Origin of the sequence: Microbacterium sp. 2216-1, assembly GCF_046507855.1 — a bacterium.
Taxonomy (GTDB): Bacteria; Actinomycetota; Actinomycetes; order Actinomycetales; family Microbacteriaceae; genus Microbacterium; species Microbacterium esteraromaticum_C.
In genome coordinates this window covers 124854-145934 of record NZ_JBKFTM010000001.1, presented here as the reverse complement: position 1 = coordinate 145934, position 21081 = coordinate 124854, and the positions used below count along the sequence as shown (strand labels likewise).

At 67.2% G+C, this 21081-nt stretch carries 26 protein-coding genes; 5 read left to right on the top strand and 21 right to left on the bottom strand.

The genetic code is table 11. The annotated features are described in order from the left end of the window. Positions 1 to 84: 84 nt before the first annotated feature. Positions 85 to 1101 carry an Lrp/AsnC family transcriptional regulator gene (locus ACLD0U_RS00650; protein WP_206550600.1) on the bottom strand — a complete coding sequence of 339 codons (1017 nt, stop codon included), beginning with the start codon at positions 1099 to 1101 and terminating at the stop codon, positions 85 to 87. A 251-nt stretch (positions 1102 to 1352) separates the two neighbouring features. Here ACLD0U_RS00650 and ACLD0U_RS00645 point away from each other — a divergent pair, with 251 nt between their 5' ends. Then, positions 1353 to 2849, top strand: coding sequence for a deoxyguanosinetriphosphate triphosphohydrolase family protein (locus ACLD0U_RS00645; RefSeq protein WP_410339525.1), 1497 nt, complete (start codon positions 1353 to 1355; stop codon positions 2847 to 2849). A 140-nt stretch (positions 2850 to 2989) separates the two neighbouring features. On the opposite strand, the gene ACLD0U_RS00640 is transcribed toward ACLD0U_RS00645, so the two are convergent. Both ACLD0U_RS00640 and ACLD0U_RS00635 read right to left on the bottom strand, forming a co-directional pair. Further along, on the bottom strand, positions 2990 to 3250 hold the full coding sequence (locus tag ACLD0U_RS00640) for a DUF6458 family protein (RefSeq protein WP_179409203.1): 261 nt from the start codon (positions 3248 to 3250) through the stop codon (positions 2990 to 2992). 278 nt (positions 3251 to 3528) lie between these two features. Continuing rightward, on the bottom strand, positions 3529 to 4743 hold the full coding sequence (locus ACLD0U_RS00635) for a glycosyltransferase family 2 protein (protein WP_315900756.1): 1215 nt from the start codon (positions 4741 to 4743) through the stop codon (positions 3529 to 3531). A gap of 105 nt (positions 4744 to 4848) precedes the next feature. Between ACLD0U_RS00635 and ACLD0U_RS00630 the strand changes: the two genes are divergently transcribed. Together ACLD0U_RS00630 and ACLD0U_RS00625 are read left to right on the top strand one after the other, a co-directional pair. Next, the gene (locus tag ACLD0U_RS00630) at positions 4849 to 5112 is read left to right on the top strand and encodes a glutaredoxin domain-containing protein (protein ID WP_206821157.1); all 264 of its coding nucleotides are present in this window, start codon (positions 4849 to 4851) and stop codon (positions 5110 to 5112) included. A 48-nt stretch (positions 5113 to 5160) separates the two neighbouring features. Further along, positions 5161 to 6927, top strand: a complete 1767-nt coding sequence (locus ACLD0U_RS00625) for an aldehyde dehydrogenase family protein (RefSeq protein WP_410339524.1) — start codon at positions 5161 to 5163, stop codon at positions 6925 to 6927. 125 nt (positions 6928 to 7052) lie between these two features. Here the strand turns inward: ACLD0U_RS00625 and ACLD0U_RS00620 are convergent, their stop codons facing one another. After that, positions 7053 to 7931 (bottom strand): neutral zinc metallopeptidase, encoded by an 879-nt coding sequence (locus tag ACLD0U_RS00620; protein WP_410339523.1) that lies wholly within the window; start codon positions 7929 to 7931, stop codon positions 7053 to 7055. A 51-nt stretch (positions 7932 to 7982) separates the two neighbouring features. Between ACLD0U_RS00620 and ACLD0U_RS00615 the strand changes: the two genes are divergently transcribed. Together ACLD0U_RS00615 and ACLD0U_RS00610 are read left to right on the top strand one after the other, a co-directional pair. Beyond that, positions 7983 to 8972, top strand: coding sequence for a malate dehydrogenase (locus ACLD0U_RS00615; RefSeq protein WP_410339522.1), 990 nt, complete (start codon positions 7983 to 7985; stop codon positions 8970 to 8972). 35 nt (positions 8973 to 9007) lie between these two features. After that, positions 9008 to 9472: a recombinase family protein gene (locus ACLD0U_RS00610; RefSeq protein WP_410339521.1), complete on the top strand. Its 465-nt coding sequence runs from the start codon at positions 9008 to 9010 to the stop codon at positions 9470 to 9472. 6 nt (positions 9473 to 9478) lie between these two features. On the opposite strand, the gene ACLD0U_RS00605 is transcribed toward ACLD0U_RS00610, so the two are convergent. The 17 genes from ACLD0U_RS00605 to ACLD0U_RS00525 form a co-directional block, all read right to left on the bottom strand. Continuing rightward, the gene (locus tag ACLD0U_RS00605) at positions 9479 to 10135 is read right to left on the bottom strand and encodes a hypothetical protein (protein WP_206821161.1); all 657 of its coding nucleotides are present in this window, start codon (positions 10133 to 10135) and stop codon (positions 9479 to 9481) included. Beyond that, entirely contained in the window at positions 10132 to 10500 is a 369-nt protein-coding gene (locus ACLD0U_RS00600; RefSeq protein WP_179409210.1) for a hypothetical protein, read from the bottom strand. The genes ACLD0U_RS00605 and ACLD0U_RS00600 overlap by 4 nt, the downstream gene beginning before the upstream one ends. A gap of 128 nt (positions 10501 to 10628) precedes the next feature. Continuing rightward, positions 10629 to 12194 carry a hypothetical protein gene (locus tag ACLD0U_RS00595; RefSeq protein WP_410339520.1) on the bottom strand — a complete coding sequence of 522 codons (1566 nt, stop codon included), beginning with the start codon at positions 12192 to 12194 and terminating at the stop codon, positions 10629 to 10631. A 3-nt stretch (positions 12195 to 12197) separates the two neighbouring features. Next, the gene (locus tag ACLD0U_RS00590; RefSeq protein WP_179409212.1) at positions 12198 to 12473 is read right to left on the bottom strand and encodes a hypothetical protein; all 276 of its coding nucleotides are present in this window, start codon (positions 12471 to 12473) and stop codon (positions 12198 to 12200) included. Next, on the bottom strand, positions 12470 to 12679 hold the full coding sequence (locus ACLD0U_RS00585) for a hypothetical protein (protein WP_410339519.1): 210 nt from the start codon (positions 12677 to 12679) through the stop codon (positions 12470 to 12472). Before ACLD0U_RS00585 ends, ACLD0U_RS00590 begins: the two co-directional genes overlap by 4 nt. Positions 12680 to 12776: 97 nt before the next feature. Then, positions 12777 to 13064, bottom strand: a complete 288-nt coding sequence (locus tag ACLD0U_RS00580) for a WXG100 family type VII secretion target (RefSeq protein WP_179409214.1) — start codon at positions 13062 to 13064, stop codon at positions 12777 to 12779. 129 nt (positions 13065 to 13193) lie between these two features. Further along, positions 13194 to 13712 carry a hypothetical protein gene (locus ACLD0U_RS00575; protein ID WP_179409215.1) on the bottom strand — a complete coding sequence of 173 codons (519 nt, stop codon included), beginning with the start codon at positions 13710 to 13712 and terminating at the stop codon, positions 13194 to 13196. Beyond that, complete coding sequence (locus tag ACLD0U_RS00570; RefSeq protein ID WP_206550612.1) at positions 13709 to 14317, bottom strand: hypothetical protein; 609 nt, start codon at positions 14315 to 14317, stop codon at positions 13709 to 13711. The genes ACLD0U_RS00575 and ACLD0U_RS00570 overlap by 4 nt, the downstream gene beginning before the upstream one ends. Further along, positions 14301 to 14858, bottom strand: coding sequence for a hypothetical protein (locus tag ACLD0U_RS00565; protein WP_179409217.1), 558 nt, complete (start codon positions 14856 to 14858; stop codon positions 14301 to 14303). Before ACLD0U_RS00565 ends, ACLD0U_RS00570 begins: the two co-directional genes overlap by 17 nt. 9 nt (positions 14859 to 14867) lie before the next feature. Continuing rightward, positions 14868 to 16052 (bottom strand): hypothetical protein, encoded by a 1185-nt coding sequence (locus ACLD0U_RS00560; RefSeq protein ID WP_410339518.1) that lies wholly within the window; start codon positions 16050 to 16052, stop codon positions 14868 to 14870. Next, entirely contained in the window at positions 16049 to 16354 is a 306-nt protein-coding gene (locus ACLD0U_RS00555) for a hypothetical protein (protein ID WP_224818358.1), read from the bottom strand. The genes ACLD0U_RS00560 and ACLD0U_RS00555 overlap by 4 nt, the downstream gene beginning before the upstream one ends. Before the next feature lie 85 nt (positions 16355 to 16439). Further along, the gene (locus tag ACLD0U_RS00550; RefSeq protein ID WP_179409214.1) at positions 16440 to 16727 is read right to left on the bottom strand and encodes a WXG100 family type VII secretion target; all 288 of its coding nucleotides are present in this window, start codon (positions 16725 to 16727) and stop codon (positions 16440 to 16442) included. A 149-nt stretch (positions 16728 to 16876) separates the two neighbouring features. Beyond that, entirely contained in the window at positions 16877 to 17395 is a 519-nt protein-coding gene (locus ACLD0U_RS00545) for a hypothetical protein (RefSeq protein ID WP_224818357.1), read from the bottom strand. A gap of 103 nt (positions 17396 to 17498) precedes the next feature. Next, the gene (locus ACLD0U_RS00540) at positions 17499 to 18362 is read right to left on the bottom strand and encodes a hypothetical protein (RefSeq protein ID WP_179409221.1); all 864 of its coding nucleotides are present in this window, start codon (positions 18360 to 18362) and stop codon (positions 17499 to 17501) included. Positions 18363 to 18472: 110 nt separating this feature from the next. Continuing rightward, on the bottom strand, positions 18473 to 19768 hold the full coding sequence (locus tag ACLD0U_RS00535; protein ID WP_410339517.1) for a hypothetical protein: 1296 nt from the start codon (positions 19766 to 19768) through the stop codon (positions 18473 to 18475). Positions 19769 to 20055: 287 nt separating this feature from the next. Next, positions 20056 to 20631, bottom strand: coding sequence for a hypothetical protein (locus tag ACLD0U_RS00530; protein WP_179409223.1), 576 nt, complete (start codon positions 20629 to 20631; stop codon positions 20056 to 20058). Between the two features lie 32 nt (positions 20632 to 20663). After that, positions 20664 to 20951, bottom strand: a complete 288-nt coding sequence (locus ACLD0U_RS00525; RefSeq protein WP_224818354.1) for a WXG100 family type VII secretion target — start codon at positions 20949 to 20951, stop codon at positions 20664 to 20666. Between the last annotated feature and the right edge of the window lie 130 nt (positions 20952 to 21081).

Sequence of the window (21081 nt, the reverse complement as noted above, 5' to 3'; positions counted from 1 at the left end):
ATGATGATAATCGCCGGTTTTCGCCAGAAATGCAACCGTAGATGAACTATCTCGCCACTAGGGCGGGATTTGTGAGCGATCTCGCTATATTCGGATGGCCCCCGTAAGCGGCTCCTCATCGGCGTCGATCAGGGTGTCGACCATCAGCGAACCGCGCAGAACCGGCGCGATCACCACGAGCGAATCGACAACCTCCAGACCCTCGTGCTGAGCGATCGTCGGACCGGTCAGGAACTCGTAGAACTCAGCTTCGTCCCGCACGAGCACGTTCAACAGCAACTGCGAGGTTCCGGTGGTCGCCACGATGAACTTCACCTCGGGCGCCGTGGCGAGCGCCGACCCCACGGCCTCCATGTCTGCCATCGGCACACGGAACCAGACCAGCGCCTCCAGGCCCAGACCGAACAGTGACGGCAGCACCTCGGTTCGCGGATGCATGAGCCCGCGCCGCTGCAACGACTCCATGCGGCGACGCGTCGTGGTGACATTCAGGCCCACGTCGCGCGCGAGCTGCGCCACCGGCATCCGCCCGTCGCGCAGCAGCAGCTCGATGAGCGCATGCTCATCGGGAGACAAAGAATCACCCGGGTCCAAGGGGCCGGACGGGCCCGGGTCGAGCATCCGCACCTGCTCGTCGCTGAGAATGTCGACCCGCCAGTCATGCCCGGAACGGAAGAACTTCAGCACCGTGGTGACGTGAATCGACTCCACTCCGCGCAGTTCGCGGAAGTCGGTGAACAGCAGTTCGCGGATCGCCGCATCATCACGCGGCAGCAGCATCCCCGTCACGTCACTGCTGCCTTCGAGCACCGACACCGACGACGCATCGGGCCGCCGCGCCAACGAACGAGCCACACTCCACAGCGCCCGCGGCTGGGTGGTGATGCGGAACAACACGGCGCGCGCATGCAGGACGCGCGCCGGATCGACATAGGTCGACACCCGCACGAGGCCGCTGTCGAGCAGGCGCTGACCGCGCCGGGCGACGGTGCGCTCAGGCAGATCCAGCGCCCGCCCGATCTCGCCCCACGAGGCTCGGCCGTTCACTTGAAGGGCGGCGGCGATCAGTCGGTCGGAGTCATCGGCCTTAAGGTCGTTCACAGTTGAAGGCTACCGAAACGTTACCTAGGCGCCTTCATGACCGGTGGCTCTGCGCACTTCACACGCGGTCTCGACCCGCCACGGACCGCTGACCTGCACCTCACGAGGCCTGACGAGGACGAGCAGGGGCCTGGTCAGCGGGGTCATGAAATCTCAAGACGTTGCCTGCCCACCTGGCCGCGCTCGTCACCCCGCGGCGCCGACCCGGAACACAGGCGCAGCCGTGGCATCCGCCGTGCCACACTGACTGCATGCCCCAGCATCCGAACGATCCCCGGCAGGCGCGGCGTCTTCCCGAGACGCTGAACGAGTTCCAGCGGGCCGAAGGGCATCCGCAGTTCCGGGTCGATGTCGAACGCATCCGCTTCTCGCCCTTCTACTCACGCCTCTCGGCCGTCACGCAGGTGATTTCGCAGGCGGGCGCGGGGCTCGCCGTACACAACCGGCTCACCCACTCGATCAAGGTCGCAGCCGTCGCACGCGCCATCGCCACGCACCTATCGACACGCGACGACGAGGCAGGGCACATCGTCGCCGAGCTCGGCGGCGCGCACCCCGTCGTCGTCCAGGCAGCGGCCGCGGCGCACGACCTCGGGCATCCGCCCTTCGGCCACCTCGGCGAGCAAACCCTCGACCACCTCGCCCGCACCCGCTTCGGGCTGAGCGAAGGCTTCGAGGGCAACGCGCAGACCTACCGCATCCTCACCCGCCTCGACGAACACGACCGCCCCGGCGTCGGCCTCAACCTCACCGCAGCCGTACGCGCCGCCGTCCTGAAGTACCCCTGGCGCCGCGGCGACGGCGGACGCCGACGCGGTGGGGCGAGCAAGTTCAACTACTATGCGATCGACGAGCAGGACGCCCGCGCGGCGCTGTCGGCGTACCCGCTCATCGCGCCCGGTCAGCAGACCGTCGAATGCTCGATCATGGACATCTCCGACGACATCGCCTACTCGCTGCACGACCTCGACGACTTCTACCGCGCCGGACTGCTGAACCCCGCGACGCTGTCGGCCGAATTCCACTCCTGGCACCGCGACCTCGCCCGGCTACGGGCATCCGATCGCGACGCGCTCGAAGCCGACACCCGCACACCCGGCCACTCGCTCGAGCTGCTCTGGCGCCGCCTGCAGAGCAAAGACGCCTGGATCGCCGATGCGGATGCCTTCAGCGAAGCCGTCGCAAAGGTCTCGGCCGAGGTCATCGACGGTCTCGTCGCCGAACCGTTCGACGGCTCGCTGGCCAGCGAACGCGGCCTGGCGCGCTTCACGACCGCATGGATCGCGCGCCTGCAATCGTCGATCGAAGTGCACCGGCATCCCGATGAACGCTGCGGCCATGTGAGTCTCAACCGCCAGGCGTGGCATGAGGTCGCCGTGCTGAAGTTCTTGCACGAGCGCTTCATCCTCGAACGCCCCGACCTGACCGTTTACCAGCGCGGGCAGGCGAACATCCTCGTGCGGCTTGTCGACGGCTTCACCGCCTGGCTCGACGACCCGGGCGACGCACGTCGCGCTCCCCGCAGACTCATCGACCTGGTCGAACTCGCCACCGACGACTACCGTCGCCTGCGGCACGACGCCCCCGACCTGGTCGGGGCGCGCACTGACGACGACCTCGACCGGCTCGCCCGCGGACGCGGGATCATCGACTACGTCGCCTCGCTCACCGACGCGCAGGCCTCATCGCTCGATGCCCTGCTGGCCGGTCAGACCGAACGTCTCTGGGACGCCGGCCAGGGCCTGTAACTCGTTTCTCGCCCGTCTCTCTCACCGTCTCGCGCCGTCTCGCTCGCCGGCGAGAAACCACTTCCCGTTTGAGACACCACGTGCGGAGGTGTTTCTCGAACGGGAAGTGGTTTCTCAGCGGGCGCTGCCGACCGGCGGAGTCAGATGACGTCGTCGGGGCCGGGGGAACGGGTCGAGCGGCGCGTCTGCTGCGTGCCGTCGGGGGCCGTCTCAGTGCGGGTGACGACGTCGGTGCGACGACGGCGTGCCATCAGCACGATGCCGATGAGGAACACGACGACTCCGGCACCCATCAGGATGTACCCGATCAGGTCGAGGTCGAGCCACGCGACGTCGACGTTCACCGCAAAGGTCAGGATGGCGCCGATGACGACGAGGGCGATTCCGGTTCCGATGCTCATGGCAGGGCTCCTTTCGCGCCGCGGGGTCCACCGCGACAGCCCCCAGGCTCTCGAATCCCAACCGGCGGATGCAAGGGGTTGACAGCACCCCCTGCGATCCGCAACGCCACCCCGCCCTGTGCCCACCTGCTGGCGTACTGGCCCGCCGCTGAGAAACCACTTCCCGTATGAGACACCACGTGCGGAGGTGTTTCTCGAACGGGAAGTGGTTTCTCAGCGGAGGGCGCGGCACGCGATGGGCGACGCGACGACGCGACAGCAGCAGCAGCGGCAGCGGGTCAGAGCTCGCCGGGGCGCATGGCCTCGGCGTCGATCGCCCGCAGCACGCGCATCGCCGCGGTGTCGACGGCCGGCTCGGCGACAGCATCCGCCGTCTTGCGCTTGCGCGGCGCGTAGACGACCAGCGCGTGGAACAGGAACCGGGCGAAGAAGGCGACGACCAACGAGATCGCCGTGGCGAGAACACTCGAGATATGCCAGCTCTCGACCATCCATGCCATTACCGGAATACGCAGCGCGGCCTCGATGCCGTTGAACGACACCGAGGCGGCAAAACGCACCCACAGCCGTGACGCATCGTGGCGCTCTGCCCGGAAAACGAACAGCTCCTGCAGGACGAAGTTGCCGATGATCGTCGCGGCAGAGCCGATCACCGCGGCGATCAGGTAGTCCATCCCGGCCTGGGTGAGCACCCACATGATGCCGATGTTCGCGACGGCGCCGATGCCACCGATCAGGGCGAACAGGCCCATCTTGCCGAATCGCAACCGGGCCAGATGCGCGAGGAATGTCGCCCCCTGACGCAGCGTGGCCTTCGAGTTGCCATGCTGACGGGCACCAAAGGCCATCGGCACCTCGGCGATCCGCAGGTCGTGACGTTCGCCCGCCCGCACCAGGATCTCGAGCAGGATCTTGAATCCCTGCGGGCGCAGCACATCGACGTCGACCCGGGCGCGGTCGACGAGAAAGAAGCCCGTCATCGGGTCGGTGCTGCGCCACAGCCGGCGCAGGAACATCGCCTTCGTGACGGCGGTCGCCGCTTTCGAGACACCCAAACGCAGTGTGGTCCCGAGCCCTGCGGAGTCACCGCCACCGATGTAGCGCGACGCGGCGACGACGTCGGCGTCGCCCCGCGCGTAACGTGCGAGCATGGCCGGCAGAAGCTCGGGCGGATGCTGCAGATCACCGTCCATGACGATGCATACGTCGTACGCCGCCTGCTGCAGCCCCAGCACAACCGCACCGCCGAGACCGCCGCTGTTGCTCTCACGATGGATGACTCGTACGGGAAGAGGCGCGGATACCGCGACCCTGGCCACCTCGTCGGCGGTGCCGTCGGAACTGTCGTCGACGAAGAGGATCTCAGCGCGGTACCCGCCAAGCGCCGCGCCGATGCGCCGCACGAGTTCGGCCACGTTCTCGCGCTCGTTGTAGGTCGGCACGATCACGGTGACCGGTGCGACTGCGACGGGCTGCTGGGCGGTGGCGCTCACGTGATCCCTCCCCCGATCTGCGATCGGCCGTGCGTTGACGCGTGCGTTCAATCGTGCCATCTTTCGCTTGGCGCCGGGTGTCCGTGGCCGTCGTAGGCTGGAGGCATGAGCACCCCTGCATCCGACTCCCTCACTATGTTCGGCGCCGACTGGTGCGGTGACTGCCGCCGCACCAAGAAGCAGCTCGACGACCTCGGCATCGAGTACACCTACATCGACCTGGTAGCCGACCCGGCCGCCGCCGACGTCGCCAAGGAGATCTCGGGCCGCATGAACATCCCGGTGGTCGTGTACCCCGACTCGAGCCACCACGTCGAGCCGTCGAACGCCGACGTCGAGGCCAAGCTGCGCGAGCTCGCCCTCATCTGACCCACCGCTTCCCGGCGATACGCTGGGGCGACGCTGAAGGAGACGACGATGACTTCCACGACCGCGCCCGCCCCGGCATCCGCCCTCGACGACGCCGAGCGCGCCGAACTCGACGCGCACATCACCGTGCTGCGCAAGGGCGCGGCCACATGGTCGAGCCTGACGCTGTCGCAGCGGGAAACCCTGTTGCGCGCGCTGCGCGACTCGGTGTCGGCGACGATCGAGGACTGGGCTGACACAGCCGCCGATTCCAAGGGGCTGCCTTCGGGGCATCCGCTGCGCGGTGAGGAATGGCTCAGCGGTCCGTACTCGACGCTGGGCGCACTGGATGCCTACGCTGACACCCTCACGAAGCTCGCCGGCGGTCGCAGCACGCTCGACGGGCTCACGATCGGCCGCGCCCCCGGTGGGCGCACCCGTGTAGACGCATTCCCGTTGACCCGCAGCGACCAGATCCTGTTGGCGGGATTCAGTGGTGAGGTGTGGCTGAAGCCCGGCACCACCCCGGCATCCGCGCGACGAAAAGCCGGCCTGGCCCAGCTCACCCCGGATGCCCCCGGCGGCGTCGGCCTGGTGCTCGGCGCCGGCAACATCACCTCGATCCCGGTGCTCGATGTGTTCTACGAGCTGCTCGCGCACAACCGCGTCGTTCTGCTGAAGGTCAATCCCACCCAGGACGCCCTGGTGCCCGTGTATGAGCGGGCGCTGGCCCCGCTGATCGCGCCCGGATTCCTGCGGATCGTGCGCGGTGGCGCCGCCGTGGGCTCCTACCTGACCGGTCATCCCGACCTCGACCATGTGCACATCACCGGTGCCGCGGCGACCTTCGATGCGATCGTGTGGGGCCCGTCGAACGGCACCGGAGCGCAGAAGGCGGCGACCACCCGGCGGCGGCGTGAGAACCGACCGTTGCTGAAGAAGCCGATCACCGCCGAGCTCGGCGGGGTCTCACCGATCATCGTCGTCCCCGGTGAGTGGACCGATGCCGACATCACCTTCCACGCCGAGCACGTCGCGACGATGCGACTGCAGAACAGCGGGCACAACTGCATCGCCGGGCAAGTCGTGATCATGTCCCGCGACTGGGCGCAGGCCGACCAGTTCCGCGCCGCGCTGCGGCGCGCCTACGCCAGCGCTCCCGAACGTCCGATCTGGTACCCCGGGTCGCCGAAGCGCATGGGTGCGGCCGCCGAGGACTATCCGGATGCCCTGGTGCTCGCCGATCGTCTGCTCGTCGAGATCGATGAGAACTCGGATGCCACCGCTCTGCAGTCCACCGAGTACTTCGCCCCGGTGCTGGGCGTGGTCGAGCTCGACGGCACTGGCCAGGCGTTCCTCGACGCGGCTGTGACGTACGCGAATGATGAACTCGTCGGCACTCTCGGCGGCAACATCATCATCGATCCGGCGACCGAGAAGGCGATGGGTGCCGGATTCGAGCGGGCGATCGCCGAGTTCCGCTATGGGTCGATCGCGATCAACACCTGGACGGCGCTCGGTTTCATCGTGCCGACAATGACGTGGGGGGCGTTCCCCGGCAACACCATCGACGACGTGGGCAGCGGTATCGGCGTCGTGCACAACGCGCTGCTGCTCGATGACGTGGAGCGCTCGGTGGTGCGCGGGCCGTTCCGTCCCTTCCCGCGGTCGTTGCCTGTAGTCAACGGCGGCGGGCGCTTCAGCATCCTGCCGAAACCGCCGTGGTTCGTCTCGGCACGCACGGGCACAGAGGTGTCGGCGGGCCTGACGCGTTTCCGCGCCCGCGGCGGCGCACTCGGCCTGGTGCGCACGCTGCTGGCGGCGCTGCGCGCCTGACCTCGCTCTGCGCGCCTGGCCTCACTCGCCGGCACCCCCATCTCGCGTCCACACCCCCACGTGTGGGCGCCCGCAGGTGGGGGTCTCGGCGGCAGGTGGGGGTCTCGGCGGAAACGACGCGTGGGTCAGAGCCGGTCGCCGGGAACCGCGAAGGTGTCGCAGACGCCGAGACCGTTGGTGTAGCCGTTCGCGAACCAGTACTTGCGCTGCTCGCTCGAGCCGTGCGTGAAGCTCTCGGGGCTGACGAAGCCACCGGACTGCTGCTGAATGTGGTCATCGCCCACGACGTAGGCGGCGTTGACCGCATCGCGCAACTGGGTCTCGGTGGGCGGCTGCAGGTACGGCACCCCGTTGTCGTCTTCGAGCGTGGTGACATCACCGAGCCACGCACCGGCGTAGCAGTCGGCCTGCAGCTCCATGCGCACACCGTTGCTGTCGGGGCCCGTGCCGTTGTTCGGGTACTCGCGCATCACCCCGGTGATGTTCTGGATGTGGTGACCCCACTCGTGGCCGGCGATGTACAACTGGGCGAGCTCGCCCGCTGAGGCGCCGAACTGCTGGCGCATGATGGCGAAGAAGTCGGGGTCGATGTACACGCCCATCTCGGGCGGGCAATAGAACGGACCCACTGCGTTCGACGCGGTGCCGCACTGGGTGGGCGTCTGCCCCTCGACCACGGTCATCGTCGGCGCGACGTAGCCGTCGACATGCGCCTCCCAGTAGTCGTTGAGCACGACCTCGGCTCCCGCCATGCGGCAGTCGTCGTTCTCGTTGGCATCCGCCCCGGTCTCGCACTCGGTGAGCGTCCCCTCGATGCTGTTGCCACTGCCCGACGGCACCGTGCCGCCACCGACCAGGCCCGACAGGTCGACCCCGAGCATCGGCCCGATCAGCAGCGCGAGGATGCCGATCACCCCGACACCGATGCCACCGCCGATGGCGGCATTGCGGCCGCGCCTGCGGGTGGTGTTGCCCGAGATGTCGGCGTTCGGGTTGAAGGTCATGTCCCAAAAATACCGCTGATGACGTCGGCGCACCGCAATAGGCTGTGAGACATGGCGACGACGATCACGATCACGGGGGCCGGCGGACAGATCGGCTACGCGCTGCTGTTCCGCATCGCGGCGGGCGACATGCTGGGGCCGGATGAGAAGGTTCGGCTGCGGCTGCTGGAGATCCCGCAGGGAATGGGCGCGGCCGAGGGCGCCGCACTCGAACTTCAGGACGGCGCCTTCGAACTGCTCGAACACGTCGAGGTCACCGACGATCCGGCTGTGGCCTTCGACGGCGCGAACGCCGCTCTGCTGGTCGGCGCGCGCCCCCGCGGCCCCGGCATGGAGCGGGCAGATCTACTGGCCGCCAACGCCGGAATCTTCGGGCCGCAGGGCACGGCGATCGGTGCGAACGCGGCCGATGATGTGCGCGTGGTCGTGGTGGGCAACCCGGCCAACACCAACGCCCTGATCGCTGCCTCGGCTGCCGACGGTGTTCCCGCTGAGCGGTTCACCGCACTCACCCGGCTCGATGAGAACAGGGCGCGCGCGCAGCTGGCTCAGACCCTCGGTGCGCCGGTGGGCGGCATCCGCCGTGTACCGATCTGGGGCAACCACTCGGCGACCCAGTTTCCCGATATCTCGCATGCGACGATCGACGGCCGCCCGGTCGTCGACGCTCTGAGCACGCAGGTGGGCGACGTTCGCGCGTGGCAGGAGCAGACGTTCATCCCGCGGGTCGCGAAGCGCGGCGCCGAGATCATCCAGGTGCGGGGATCGTCGTCCGTGGCGTCGGCAGCCAACGCCACGATTGAGCACATGCGCGACTGGATGCTCGGTACCGACGACTGGACCAGCGCGGGCGTCGTCTCGCACGGTGAGTACGGCGTGCCCGAGGGGCTGGTCTGCTCGTTCCCGGTGCGATCGATCGACGGGGCCTGGCAGATCGTCGAAGGACTCGAGCTCGACGAGTGGGCACGGACGCGCATCGATGCTTCCGTCGCCGAACTCGCCGACGAACGCGACGCGGTGCGCGCGCTCGGGGTGCTTTGAAGCGCCGCCGCTCGGGCAGAATGGATGCGGGAGGTATGACGATGAACGACGGGATGAGTGCGCCGAACGCTCACGCGGATGCTGCGCTGACCAGTCCGCTGACGCTGCCGCACGCGGCCGCGTCATGCCCGAAGTGCCTGGCCCACGATGACCACGGCTGGTGGTCCATGCGCCCCGAGAGCGCCCGACTGGTCGGCCTGGTCGTCTCGCGCGAGGGGATGCCCTCGGTCACCCAGCAGCGTGAGGACCTCACCCGCTTCGGTGTGCCGATCGAGGGCTTCCGTCATCCCGCACCCGAGATCCTGGAGAGCTGGGGCGACCGCCTGGCGCGATTGATCGAGACGCTGCAGCGCGGTGACGTGCTGGTGGTCGCGAACGTGCATGCGCTGGGCCGCGACCGTGACGAGGAGTCGCGCACGGTCGCCGAGCTGCGTCGGCACGGAATCATGGTCAAGATCCTCGGACACCAGTCCCGCCACCTGGTCGACGTCGAGGCCTGAGCGCCGCTACCGCGCGGTGACAGATGATGAGCCCATCAGCTCGTCGCGCAGAGATCCGGAGCTGACAAAGCGGGCGGCGGCTACGAATTCGTCGAACAGTGACAGCATGAGGTTCTCGAGGTCACCGAGCGGTGTCGAGAACCTCGCCATCAGCAGGCGCTTGGATGCGGGCACGGGCACCCAGTAGTCGGCGATCAACCGCGTGATCCCCTGCGATTCGCTGCCGTCGTCGATCGTCTCAACGCGATGCGTGCGCAGTGCCGGAGTGCCCGGCCCCCGCACCTCGGCCAGCGATGCGTGCGCGGCGGGATCGATCTGCTTCAGTCCTTCTGCCATGACGCCGAGCACCGCCTGCGGCGCCGTACCGATCGCCGGGCTCATCCGCAGATCGGCCGGTTCGAAGACCAGCAGCGTCACCGGCAGTGGCGTGCCGGGCGCGATCTCGGTGGAGAACATGATGGCGCGGGTCTCTCCCCGCGCGCCCGCCGACACCGCTTCCTGCAACTGGGCGCGCACCCGCGCACGTTCTGCGGCACGATCATCGGCGACGCCGATGGCTTTCTTCGCGATCGCCTGGATGGATGCCCGTGTGGCATCGTCTCCGGAGAGATCCACCGAGAACCAGCGTCCCGGCAGACGAAACCGCAGCTCGGGACCGGTCACTCCGGCCCCGTCCACGCACCGTAGCGGACATCCATATCGGTCAGGCTGACTCCGCCCTGACCGGCGTTGGTCACGCCGAGCGGGCTGAGCTCGGCCGCCGCCGCTCGGAGATCGACCGGTTCCTCCCCCTCGGCTGCGCTCGTGCCCGCGACCACCTTGATCGTGTTCGGTTCCCAGGGAAGCGCGCGCCACACTGCCTCGAGGAGCGCATCGAGCTCATCGCTGGTGAACGGCTCGGGCGAATCGGTGACCACGCCGATGCTGAGTCGATGCCCGAAGCCATTGCGCGATCGTTCCAAGCCGTCAACGGCGACCACGCGTGGCACGCCCGCCACCACAGCACTCGAGACGTCACCGTAATCCACAGTCTGCTCCTCTGTCTGTCCGCCGCTCGGGGGCAGCACCCCACACCCCGCCACGCTGCCGGAGAGCAACGCTCCTGCCACAGCCGCAGCGAGCAATCGCCGTCCCCGCACGCTTCGATGCTGCATTGTCATTCGCTCCAGTGGTAGTACGAGACGTCGGTGTAGCCATCATCGTTGAAGAAGTCCGCCAGCCCAGGATGCCTTGCCTGCACCTGGTCGAGGTGAGCCTGGTAGGTCTGGGAGTACTTGTCGGCGTTGTGCGCGCCGACGTCGACGCCGAGAACAGCGTGCGGGTTCGGCGGGTCGACTCGGATCGATGTCCAGTTTGACCCGTGCTCAATGCTGTCGAAGTCGCCGGCAATGGCATCCAACCTCGGCACCGGGTCGCCGTTGTGCTGCACCGAGACGACGTCGATGTCGCCGGGAATCGGCATGTGATCGATGGGAGCCCCGGCTGCGACAACGGCCTGCCAGTTGTAGTCGGAGTTGTACGCCGCGAGATGCCCGGCCATGATCCCGCCCTGGCTGAAGCCGACGAGCATGACCGGATCGTCGGGGCCGACTCCCGCATGGCGCATCGCATCGAGCACAGCGCGCTCGTACTGCGTCTGCAGCGCTGGTGTCAGCATGAGCGCGAGGTTGCTGTCGAGGTCGTTGACCGCTCCCTTGTCGCCGAATCGCGAGAGCCACTCCTGCGTGCTCGGCAAGGTGACCGTGTAGTGCCAGCCGTCCGGGCCCAGCACCTTCGAGATCTTCACCACGCTCTCGTCTTCCAGGCCGAGGGCATCGACCTCACCGGCGCCATCGAGCACGTTGGCGAGGCTCGGGTCGTCGGGTATCTCCTTCTTGCTGGCACCCGCGTAGCGGTTCTTGCCCGCCACAGCGGGCGTGTCGCGCGCGACGTCCGACAGCACGCTCCAGATCAAGAAGGCGGCGAGTGCGATCGCGATCACCGCGCCGATGACGAGCCCGACCGTGCCGAACAACGCCCCGACGGCGACGATCAGCACGAGCACGACCAGCACACCCAGAATCGCCACCAGTGTGTCGGCGATCGCCTTCAGCAGGTTCACGACGTCTTGCAGGAAGTCGCCTATCCACTCACCGATCCCCGAGAGGAAGTCCCCGACCCCGGCGAAGAAATCTCCCACGCCGTCCCAGAACCCCTCGTTGGACGGGTCGATGGCGGCGTCGATCCGGTTCATCGCGGTCTCGGCGGCAGCATCCATGTCATCCCGCGCCGCGCGGATGCGCGAGAGTGCGTCGCCCATGGCCGCCACGGCGGCGTCGACGGCCCGCTGGGCCCCGGGCATCTGATCGGTGAGCTCCGGCGACGGATCGTCTGCGGCGCTCACACGCACGGTCAGATCTCTCAGTGCCGAGCTGGCGCTGCTATGCGAGTCGAGCGCATCGTCCAGGTCTGCCTGGGCGCTCTCTGCGCGAGCATGGGCGTCGGTGAGCACCACGGCGTACTCGGTGATCGCATCGGCCGTGCCGCGGTAGCGCGGATGAATGCGCTCCAGATCAGCCGAGATCTGCTCGTTCTGTTCGTAGAGCGCGTGAACGGCCTTACCTTCGTCGTCGGCGACGATGCCCCGGAGCGCACCGATGACCTCGAGGATGACGTCGGCCGAGGCAACGAGGGTCGTCGCGCGAGCACTCAGTTCTTCGGGATGCCCCGGAAGCACCGTCATGTTCTACTCCCCCTGAGCCATCTTCGCGTCGAGGTCACGGAACGTGTCGACGATCGCCTGCATGAATTCGGCTTGAGAGCGCAGGCTCTCACTCAGGTCTTCCCTGGCGATGTCCCATTTGCCGCCGAAGTCGTCGACCTTGGCGCTCAGCCCGCTGTGCCCTGTGAGCGATCCCACATCGGCAGCGAACGATTCCGCTCCATCGAAGGTCGTGGCGAGTCCCTTGGCGGCCTGGGCGGTCGACTCGAGCTGGGCAAGATCCATCCGGACGTCGCTCATGCCTGGTCCTGTCCTGTTTCGGATGCCGGTGCCTCCGCCGGCATGGTGTGAGCGCGTCGCCGGTCGGCAGCACGCAGTGCGGCGCCGAGAGCGGCGTCCGCTGCGCGCACCTCTGCGCGCAGCTGCGCGGCATCCTCGTCCGATCGGGGAATCCGCACGTACAGTCCCGCCAGCGCACGCTGGAGCGCATCATCGTCGATCGTCATGCGGTATCTCTCCTCGCCCCGCGGCGGCGGGCTCCGTCAGACGCAGAGAGGGCCGACCGAAATGGTCGGCCCTTTCTGGAAAAGACTCGGTGGGTGTTCAGCCGCCGGCGAGCTGCTGATCCAGATCCTGGATCGCGCGCATCATGCCCAGCAGCGACTCCGACATGTCATTGATGCCATCCACCGCCGACTTCAGACCAGTAGTGAGTTCGCCGTAGCCCTCACCGAACTTGCCCGACGCGTGCTGCGTCTTGAAGTCCTCACCCAGCAGAGTGTCCACCTGACCCTTCAGGGTGTCCAGCTGACCCTGAATGTCATCACGAGCCTGCGACAGCGACGACGCCACCTGCTCCATCTCCGCATAAGACGCACCGAAATCGGCCATCAACAACACCTCCGAAAGTTACCCGAACCGGACCACCCCGGCCCGACAACACCCACCCTACGGGCCCCCGACAGAACCCGTCGATGGGGAGAACTCCCCACCCCCCGGCGGAGTCAGACCAGCCGCGACTCAGTCGGTGTCGGTGTCGGCGTGCGACTCTCCGCCGACAAGGGAGATGACGTCGTCGAGGATGAGCCCGAGCACGGCGGGTTCGTCGAGAATGTCAGCGATCAGGGTACGTGTGCCGTCGGCCCGTTGCGCTCGCAAGGCCATCGCCATGCGAACGCCTTCTCTCGGCGCCACCAGCGACAGCATCGCACGGCCGCCGCCGAACTGCCACTCTCTCTGCGGGATGCTGAGCTTGAAGGGCGAATCGGGTACAGAGGCTGTGTTCTCCGCAACACTCAGGTCGACGACGGCGCCGGTCGCGTCCGGTCCGAGGACATGCCAGACCCGACCGACCGTTATCGAGGTCACCGGCGCTCGAGTGATCACGGTGGCCACGGCATCATGCGCCTCGGCTCCGTCGATGAAACCCGGGAAGGATTCGGCGGCGATCCGGCAAAGATCCACCGCGAACTGCGCGGCATCGGCTTCATTCACGGCAAACGGCGTCGGCAACCAACCCTCGGGGAGCGCATCGGTCACGCGAATCTCCACACCAAAGTCGATGCGACGGCATCCGCAAGCGTCGTGAAGCCGTCGAGTGCGGGCCCCGCCTGATCGACACCCGGATGCACGATCGATGCCATCACCAGAATGCCCTTGCGCGGACTGGCACCGGGGAAGGGACGGACGTAGCAGACCTCGCGCGAGAGGACGCCCTCGGTCTCGGCTCGCCCTTCGCGATCGTGCTCCCAGCGGTAGACCACAGAGCCATCGCCGGCATCCAGCGTCTCGACCTCCGCGTCGTCCGCACGGCGAACCACGTCCTCGACGAACTCCCCCTGGGCGAGCCACGGGACGGTCACGATGCTCATCGGCGTGCCGCCCTCGACAGGCGCGATGATCGGCATGTAGATCTCGATCGCTCCTCGCTGCCGAAGAAGCTCCCACTGGCGGTGCACGGCGGCGCGCGCCTGCCCAAAGAGATCGGGCCGGTGCACCTCGAGGAATCGCGACCTCATCAGCTCGGTGAGCTGTTCACGTCCCGCGTTGTCGGCGACGAAGCGACCCCAATCAGGCGGGACGAGGAGGGAGTATCCGATCGGCCTGGGTGCCGCGGTTCCGAGGAGTTCATCCCGGAGTGACATGCTGCGCTCTCCTTCGTCGGCGCTCCGCACGCAGACGCTTCATCCGTGCCGCAGAAACGAGCGTCGCGGCCAAGAGCAGCAGAACGAACGGGGCGACCACCCAGTGCCATCCGATCGGGTAACCGTCCGGCCCCGGCGTCCAGATCACGCCGGTGGGATCCATCTCGAATGCCGCGATGAAGATGGCGAAGACTCCCGCCAAAGACGGCGCGAAGAACATGAAAGACACGTCGGACGAGATCTCGAGACCGCCGAGCAAGAGATAGGCGCAGGCGCATCCGATCGCGAGCAGCCCAGTGGTGATCGTCAGCCACGCGGGGACGCTCAGCACGGGCCACGGCAGCAACGAGTCGTACAGCTTCGACGGCTCGTTGGAGTAGTAGATCCGCCCGCCGTTGAAGATGCCCCTCGCAACCACCGGGATGATCCACTGCGCGATGGTCGCCAGTGTGGAGAGCACGGCGACGAGTCTCAGAACACCGAGCCGAAGCGGCAGCTCCTTCCGGTTGAGACCGAAGTTGGGCAGTGTCGAGAAAGGCACGGCGCCAGTTTACGGGCGCCCGAACGAGAAGCCGAACGGGTTCTGCCTGTCGCTGAAGAGGCCGCCAAGCACGCCGCTCCACCATGCGCCTTGCGCGGTGATTCCGGCTCCGCCGATTCTCGGCACACTCTGCACGACGACGTCTGCCCATGCATCCGCGATCGTCACACTGCGCGGCCCCGACTTCGCCGTCCAGTCGGCGAGAGCAGTACCCCACTTGCTCAGCGCAGCCCACTCACTGCCTCGGGCGAGCGTGGAGAACGGGTTCACGAAACCGCCGAGTTGAGGCATCGAAGCGGTGCGGACACCGCTCGCGAAAACCGGCAGCTTGGATGCGCTCTGCGAAGCGGCCAACAGCCCCTTCCCGCCCTCGGCGATTGGCTTGAGAGCGCGTGCGGCGAGGCCACCGACTCCGGCCGTGACAAGACCGAAGGCGCTCCACAATACATCCGAGAGGTTGGTCTTGCCGTTCGCGTAGAGATAGATGGTACCTATCAGGTGGACGGCGGAGAGGGCGAGCGTGGCCGCCAGCAGGATGCTCGACCACGGGCTGGAGACCACGAACAGCGCGACAACCGCGAGCACGATGATCGCACGCCCGATCCAGGTCAGCGCTTCGGAGATTGCTTCCCAGAAGCCGTCGTCGTTGTCTGCAGCATCCATGGCATCGGCGACGCCGTCGGCAGCCCTGTCGAAGGCCTCTTCCCAGGCCGAGTACGCGCTGTCATAAGCCCGCCACAGCGGATCACGAGCATCGTCGGCCGCGTCGACGGCGTTCGCCGCATCGTTCACGTTCTGCGCCTGCTCATCCGCGTCGCCCGTCGGCATCAAGATCGTGTCCTGCTGGCTGCTCAGGGCGGATTTGTAGGCGCGCTCGGCGGCTTCGAGTGCCTCGTGATTCTGCGTGTACCAGCCGCGCGCCGTCTCCAGCGCGGTCGCGTAGGGCGCGAGCGCCTTGCCGGTGCCCTCGTACCGGATGCCGGCGCTGCGGAGATCGGATTCGATGCTCTCGGCATCTTCTTTCAGCCTGTCAGTACCCATGCTGACCTGCGAGGAAGCGATGTCACGCAGAGTGTCAGCGGTGCGCTTCATCGCGGAGCCAAGCTCCTTGTACTGCGTGGCCGTGGCTGCGATCGTGTCGGGCGTGCCCTCAAACTGACGGAGCACGTTCCCCGTGAATGGTGACTGGCTCATGGGCTGCCTTCCTCGCTTTCGAGCGAGGCGGATGCCTCCGCCTCCCAGTCGTCCCAGCCGTTGATGATCCCGTCGAGACGCTTGTACACGTTCTCGATCGCCTGCGTGAGGTCGTGTCGGTTTCCCGACCAGTTCGCCTCGAACCAACCGACTCGGTCGCGCAGCTGGGACTTGCCCTGCGGGTTGCCGATAGCTTCCTCAAGTCGGTCGTTGATCGAGGCCGCCTCGTCGAAGTCGGCTTTCGCGGACTTCAGCGTGTCACGTGCATCGCGGAGGCGGGCGCGGTCGAGCAGTACATCCATCTCTGGTCCTTCTGGTCAGAAGACTCGGCTATGGGCGAGAGAAGGGGCCGGCGGCTCCGTCGACCCCTTCTCGTGCAGAGCGGGTTCAGCCGCCGGCGAGCTGCTGATCCAGATCCTGGATCGCGCGCATCATGCCCAGCAGCGACTCCGACATGTCATTGATGCCGTCAACAGCACTCTTCAGACCCGTCGTCAGCTCGCCATAGCCCTCACCGAACTTGCCCGACGCGTGCTGCGTCTTGAAGTCCTCACCCAGCAGGGTGTCCACCTGACCCTTCAGCGTGTCCAACTGCCCCTGAATGTCATCACGAGCCTGCGACAGCGAGGACGCCACCTGCTCCATCTCCGCATAAGACGCACCGAAATCGGCCATCAACAACACCTCCGAGAATCACCCGAACCGGACCACCCCGGCCCGACAACAACCACACTACGGGCCGACCAGAGAACCCGTCGATGGGGAGAACTCCCCATCGAGGCGTACGGGCGGATCCTCGACTTCCTGTCCCTGATCGACCGACGTCAGTGCTGGTCGTCATCCTCCATCCCTGTCCACTTGGGCAGTCCGGCGCGCTCACGTGCACGGTCGGAACGGACGGAGAGAACAAGAGAGAGAACCATCAGCACGATGGCGACCCCACCGTCCGTCCAGGCCGCCGTCCACCGCAGGGCGAGTTCGCCAGCGCTTTCCGCGGGAAGCACCGCCGCGAACATGAAGGACGCCACCGCCGCGGCGCCTGTCGCCGCGAACGCGCCGCCGATCCGCCCCGCGTCACTCACCCTCGCCAAGACGAGCACGGGGATCACGAGCAGCACACCGAGCACGGACACGCCGACCATCAACCAGCCCGGAACGGAGAAGAGTGGAAAGTACAGCACCTCACCCCACATCGGCCCCTGCCCCTGCTTGAACTGTCCACCCGTCAGCAGAAGTGAGCCGACGAGATACACGATCAAAGTCGCGGCCTGAGCCAGCCTCAACAGCAGGTAGGTGGTCGTCGCTCTGCGTTGCCACCGGGCATCCGAGGGGGGAAGAGCCATCACTCAACCGTAGCCAATCACCATGTCGCGGCGTTGGCCGCTGCGTCGAGGGCGCGTCGCGCGTGATCAGCTTCGTTTGTTCTCGACCGCGACCAGCACGCCGTCAGCGAAGCAGCAGGGAGACATCCAAGTCGCCGTCGTACACCGTCCAGACCAGCCAGGCCACGGGCCCGATTTCTGCGGCCTGGTCCGCGGCCTCGGTGCGCGCGCCGCGCTGCCGCAACACATGCGCCCACTGCTGTCGGAGTTCATCCCGCGCTGCGGCGGTGGCTGGCGTCAGCTTCGCCGCTCGTCGCGCGGACTCCCGCACGCGACGAGCGTCGGCCTGCGCCTCGCGATTGCCCTTCGGGATGCCTCCTTCGGCAAACACATCGCTCCGGCGAAGGTGGTCGAGCCGCCAGGTCAGGGCGATCAGGACCACGAGCAGGATGCCCGCGCCAGCGAGCCAGGGGCCGAGCTGCTCGGCCGTGAAGCCTCTGTCCCCTCCGCCACCGACCAGGCGGAACAGGAAAACGGCGGCAAGCAGAATGGTGACGATGGACGAGAGCACGGTCGCGACTGCGGCGCGTCCTCGTGCGGGGCGCAAGATCAGGGCACCGACCCCGGCGATCGCGGCGATGATCAGCGCCGGCATGGCGATCTGCACCGCGGCCTCAGGGGAGACCCACTTCGTGCGCGGACCCAGCGGAGAGAGCATCGCAACGGCGACGACTGCGGCCACCAGGCTCACCGCGAACAGGATGGTCCACACGATTCCGCGCCCCCGGGCATCGACCTCTGCCGACGGCGTCTGCAACTGCGGATGCGGAGTTGTGATCTCGCGCCGGGCGGCGTGCAGCGCGCTGAGCTGGGGCATCAGCTCACGCTGCAGGTCGCGGTGGTAGGCGACGGTCCGCTTTGCCGCGACGGCGATCGCGACCACCTCTTCTTCTTCGCCCTTCAGACGCACGATTTCCGCCGTAGCCATACCGATCATGCCTCCTGGTCGACCCAGACCATGGCCAGGACGATTGCATCATACAAGGACTGCGCCGTTCCCGTTGGGCAGCGCCGATGGGGAGGGCTCCCCCCGCGAGCTCACGCCTGGGGAGGAGCGCCGGCGGGCGCGTCAGGCAGATGCCTTGCCAGTTCGGACGCCATCGTCAGACCAAGCTCACCCAGCGGCGCGGCATTCGCCCGCGCGGCGGCCCCAGCGTCGATGAGGTCGCGTGAACGCAGCAGCTCGATCGCGGAACGGCGCCGATCTTGGATTTCATCGAGGACGTGCTGCGGCGTCTCGGTGAGGCCCTGCCTGATGTTGCCGACTTCATTCTGCGGACCACCTGGTCGCACCGGACCGCGCACCAGGAGTACGACGTGTAAGAGCGCATCTGCCGCGATGACGACGATCCACAGCACGTCAGGCCCGGCCAGCTGGCTCCGGCCCGCAGTTGCGGCGATGAGAAGTGACACGGCCGCCGGGATGATGTGCAGCAGCGCAAGCGTACGCAGACTGCCTGCCGTGACCGCCCGCGGGTGCCTGTGTCCCTGGAGCTGGCCGTAGACACCGACGATGAGAGCGAGGGCTGTGAGGATACCGGCCGTGACCAAAGGCAGGTCGAAGTTGTCGCCGCTGGTCCACGCCCACCGGATCATCATCGCCGCGCCGACGAGCGGGCCGACGATCGCGTACAGGTAACTGAGCGAGCGCAGGCAGCTGGCACCCGTGATCTTCGTGTACTCAGCCTGCACGGCCTCCTGCGGCGCGATGATCGACAGGTCGCGGACAACGGCAGGCGCCACGATGAAAGACCTGATCTCGAGCTTCCACCAGTCCAGCGGTGTCCATTCCTCGGCCTCTTCGATCAGGGGAGCGAGCGGCCGACTCTCTGCATCATGCCCTCCTGGAGAGCTCGCCTTCGCCATCAATGCGGGCGCGAGCGTAACGCCCAGCAGGCCGAGCGGCGCTTCCCGCGCACGATCGGCGGTTTCCCGGTCAATGAGGTCGCGTTCGAGAAGGACATCGATCGCGCCGGCGAGCTCTGCGCGCACCTTCTTTTCGTCCGCCGCAACCAGCGTCGCCATCGCGTTGCGCCAGAGCGCACGCGCACGCTCGACCCGCGCTGCAGCGCGATCCTTCGGCCGCGGGGTGAGCACGAGGTAGAGAACACCAACGATGGCGTCAAGCGCGAACACGACGACCATCCACGGCTGCGCATCGGCCGAGCGGCCGGTAGCCAGCGCCTGAACGACGAAGACCAGCAGAATCAGCGACGGAACGAGGTGGGCCCAGCCGATCATGATCGCGGTGCGCGGTTCGACCTCATCGCGATGACGCACATTGCCGATCAGGCTGATCGTTCCGAGCAGCACCGCGATCGCGATGAGGATCACAGCCGGCAGAAAACTCGCACCGTCCGGACGCGGAAGGTGACGGGAGGCGAGCACGACGAGCGCGACCGCCGGCAGCACCGGTGCGACGAGGTGCATGAGCGCAATGATCGGTTGCAGAGGATCGATCCTGCCCTTGGCGAAGTACCATCGGGCCGCAGCCGGCGACATCGTGCTGAGTGCGCTGCGGATCTTCGGATGATCGCGGAAGAGCCCGGCCTCGAGCTCCCACCAGTTCAGCCCGCCCCAGCGTTCGGCGTTCTCAACGATCTCCCGACTCACGTCCGCACTCACAGCGCCCACTCCTCCTGCGCATCACGCGTCTCGGCGATGAGCGCCTCCGGTTCGAAAACAGCGGAGCGGCCCAGTCGTCCGCCTTCGACGCTGAGCGCGCCGAGGAGATCCTCAGCGGTGATGCCCATCGACATCGTCGCAACAGTCGCCACCGGCGCGAGCGTCGCCGCCAGGGTCATCCCGGTGGCGACGAAGAGCCACCGGATCTCGGCCGTCCCGGGACGCGTGGTCAGGAGCGTCGACGAGCAGCCGACGCCGAACGCTGTTTCCGACGTGAGTCGAAGCTCAGGTGGCCGCGGCGCTGTCGGCAGCAGGAAGTTCCGCTGCGCTGTGGGTGCCAGCTCGCCTTCGGAGATGACCACGTGAAACGGCGCGACGAGCTTGCTGAGCGGATCGAAGAGCAGGAAGAACTGGCCGCGCCCCCTAGCCGCCAGCCGGTGCGCCACCACGAGCGCAGCCACGATCACTGAGATCCGCTGTTCGTCCAGACCGTGCACGGAGCGCAGCGGCTCGGCCCTGTCCCGCGCCCAGGACTCCACATCGGCGTCGATGGTCGCGGGCACCGGGATCATCGGTCGCCCCCTCTGCACAGTTGTTGAAGTGGTCAGCTGCCGGCGAGCTGCTGATCCAGATCCTGGATCGCGCGCATCATGCCCAGCAGCGACTCCGACATGTCATTGATGCCGTCAACAGCACTCTTCAGACCGGTAGTGAGCTCGCCATAGCGCTCACCGAACTTGCTCGACGCGTGCTGCGTCTTGAAGTCCTCACCCAGCAGGGTGGCCACCTGACTCTTCAGCGTGTCCAGCTGACCCTGAATGTCATCACGAGCCTGCGACAACGACGACGCCACCTGCTCCATCTCCGCATAAGACGCACCGAAATCGGCCATCGTCAACACCGCCGCCAAATCGATTGGACCGGACCAGCCGGCCCGACAACCACAACCCTACGGAACAATCACGACGGCCGTCGATGGGGACAACTCCCCGTTCGACTGCCGATTGTCTGGACCGGGGTGC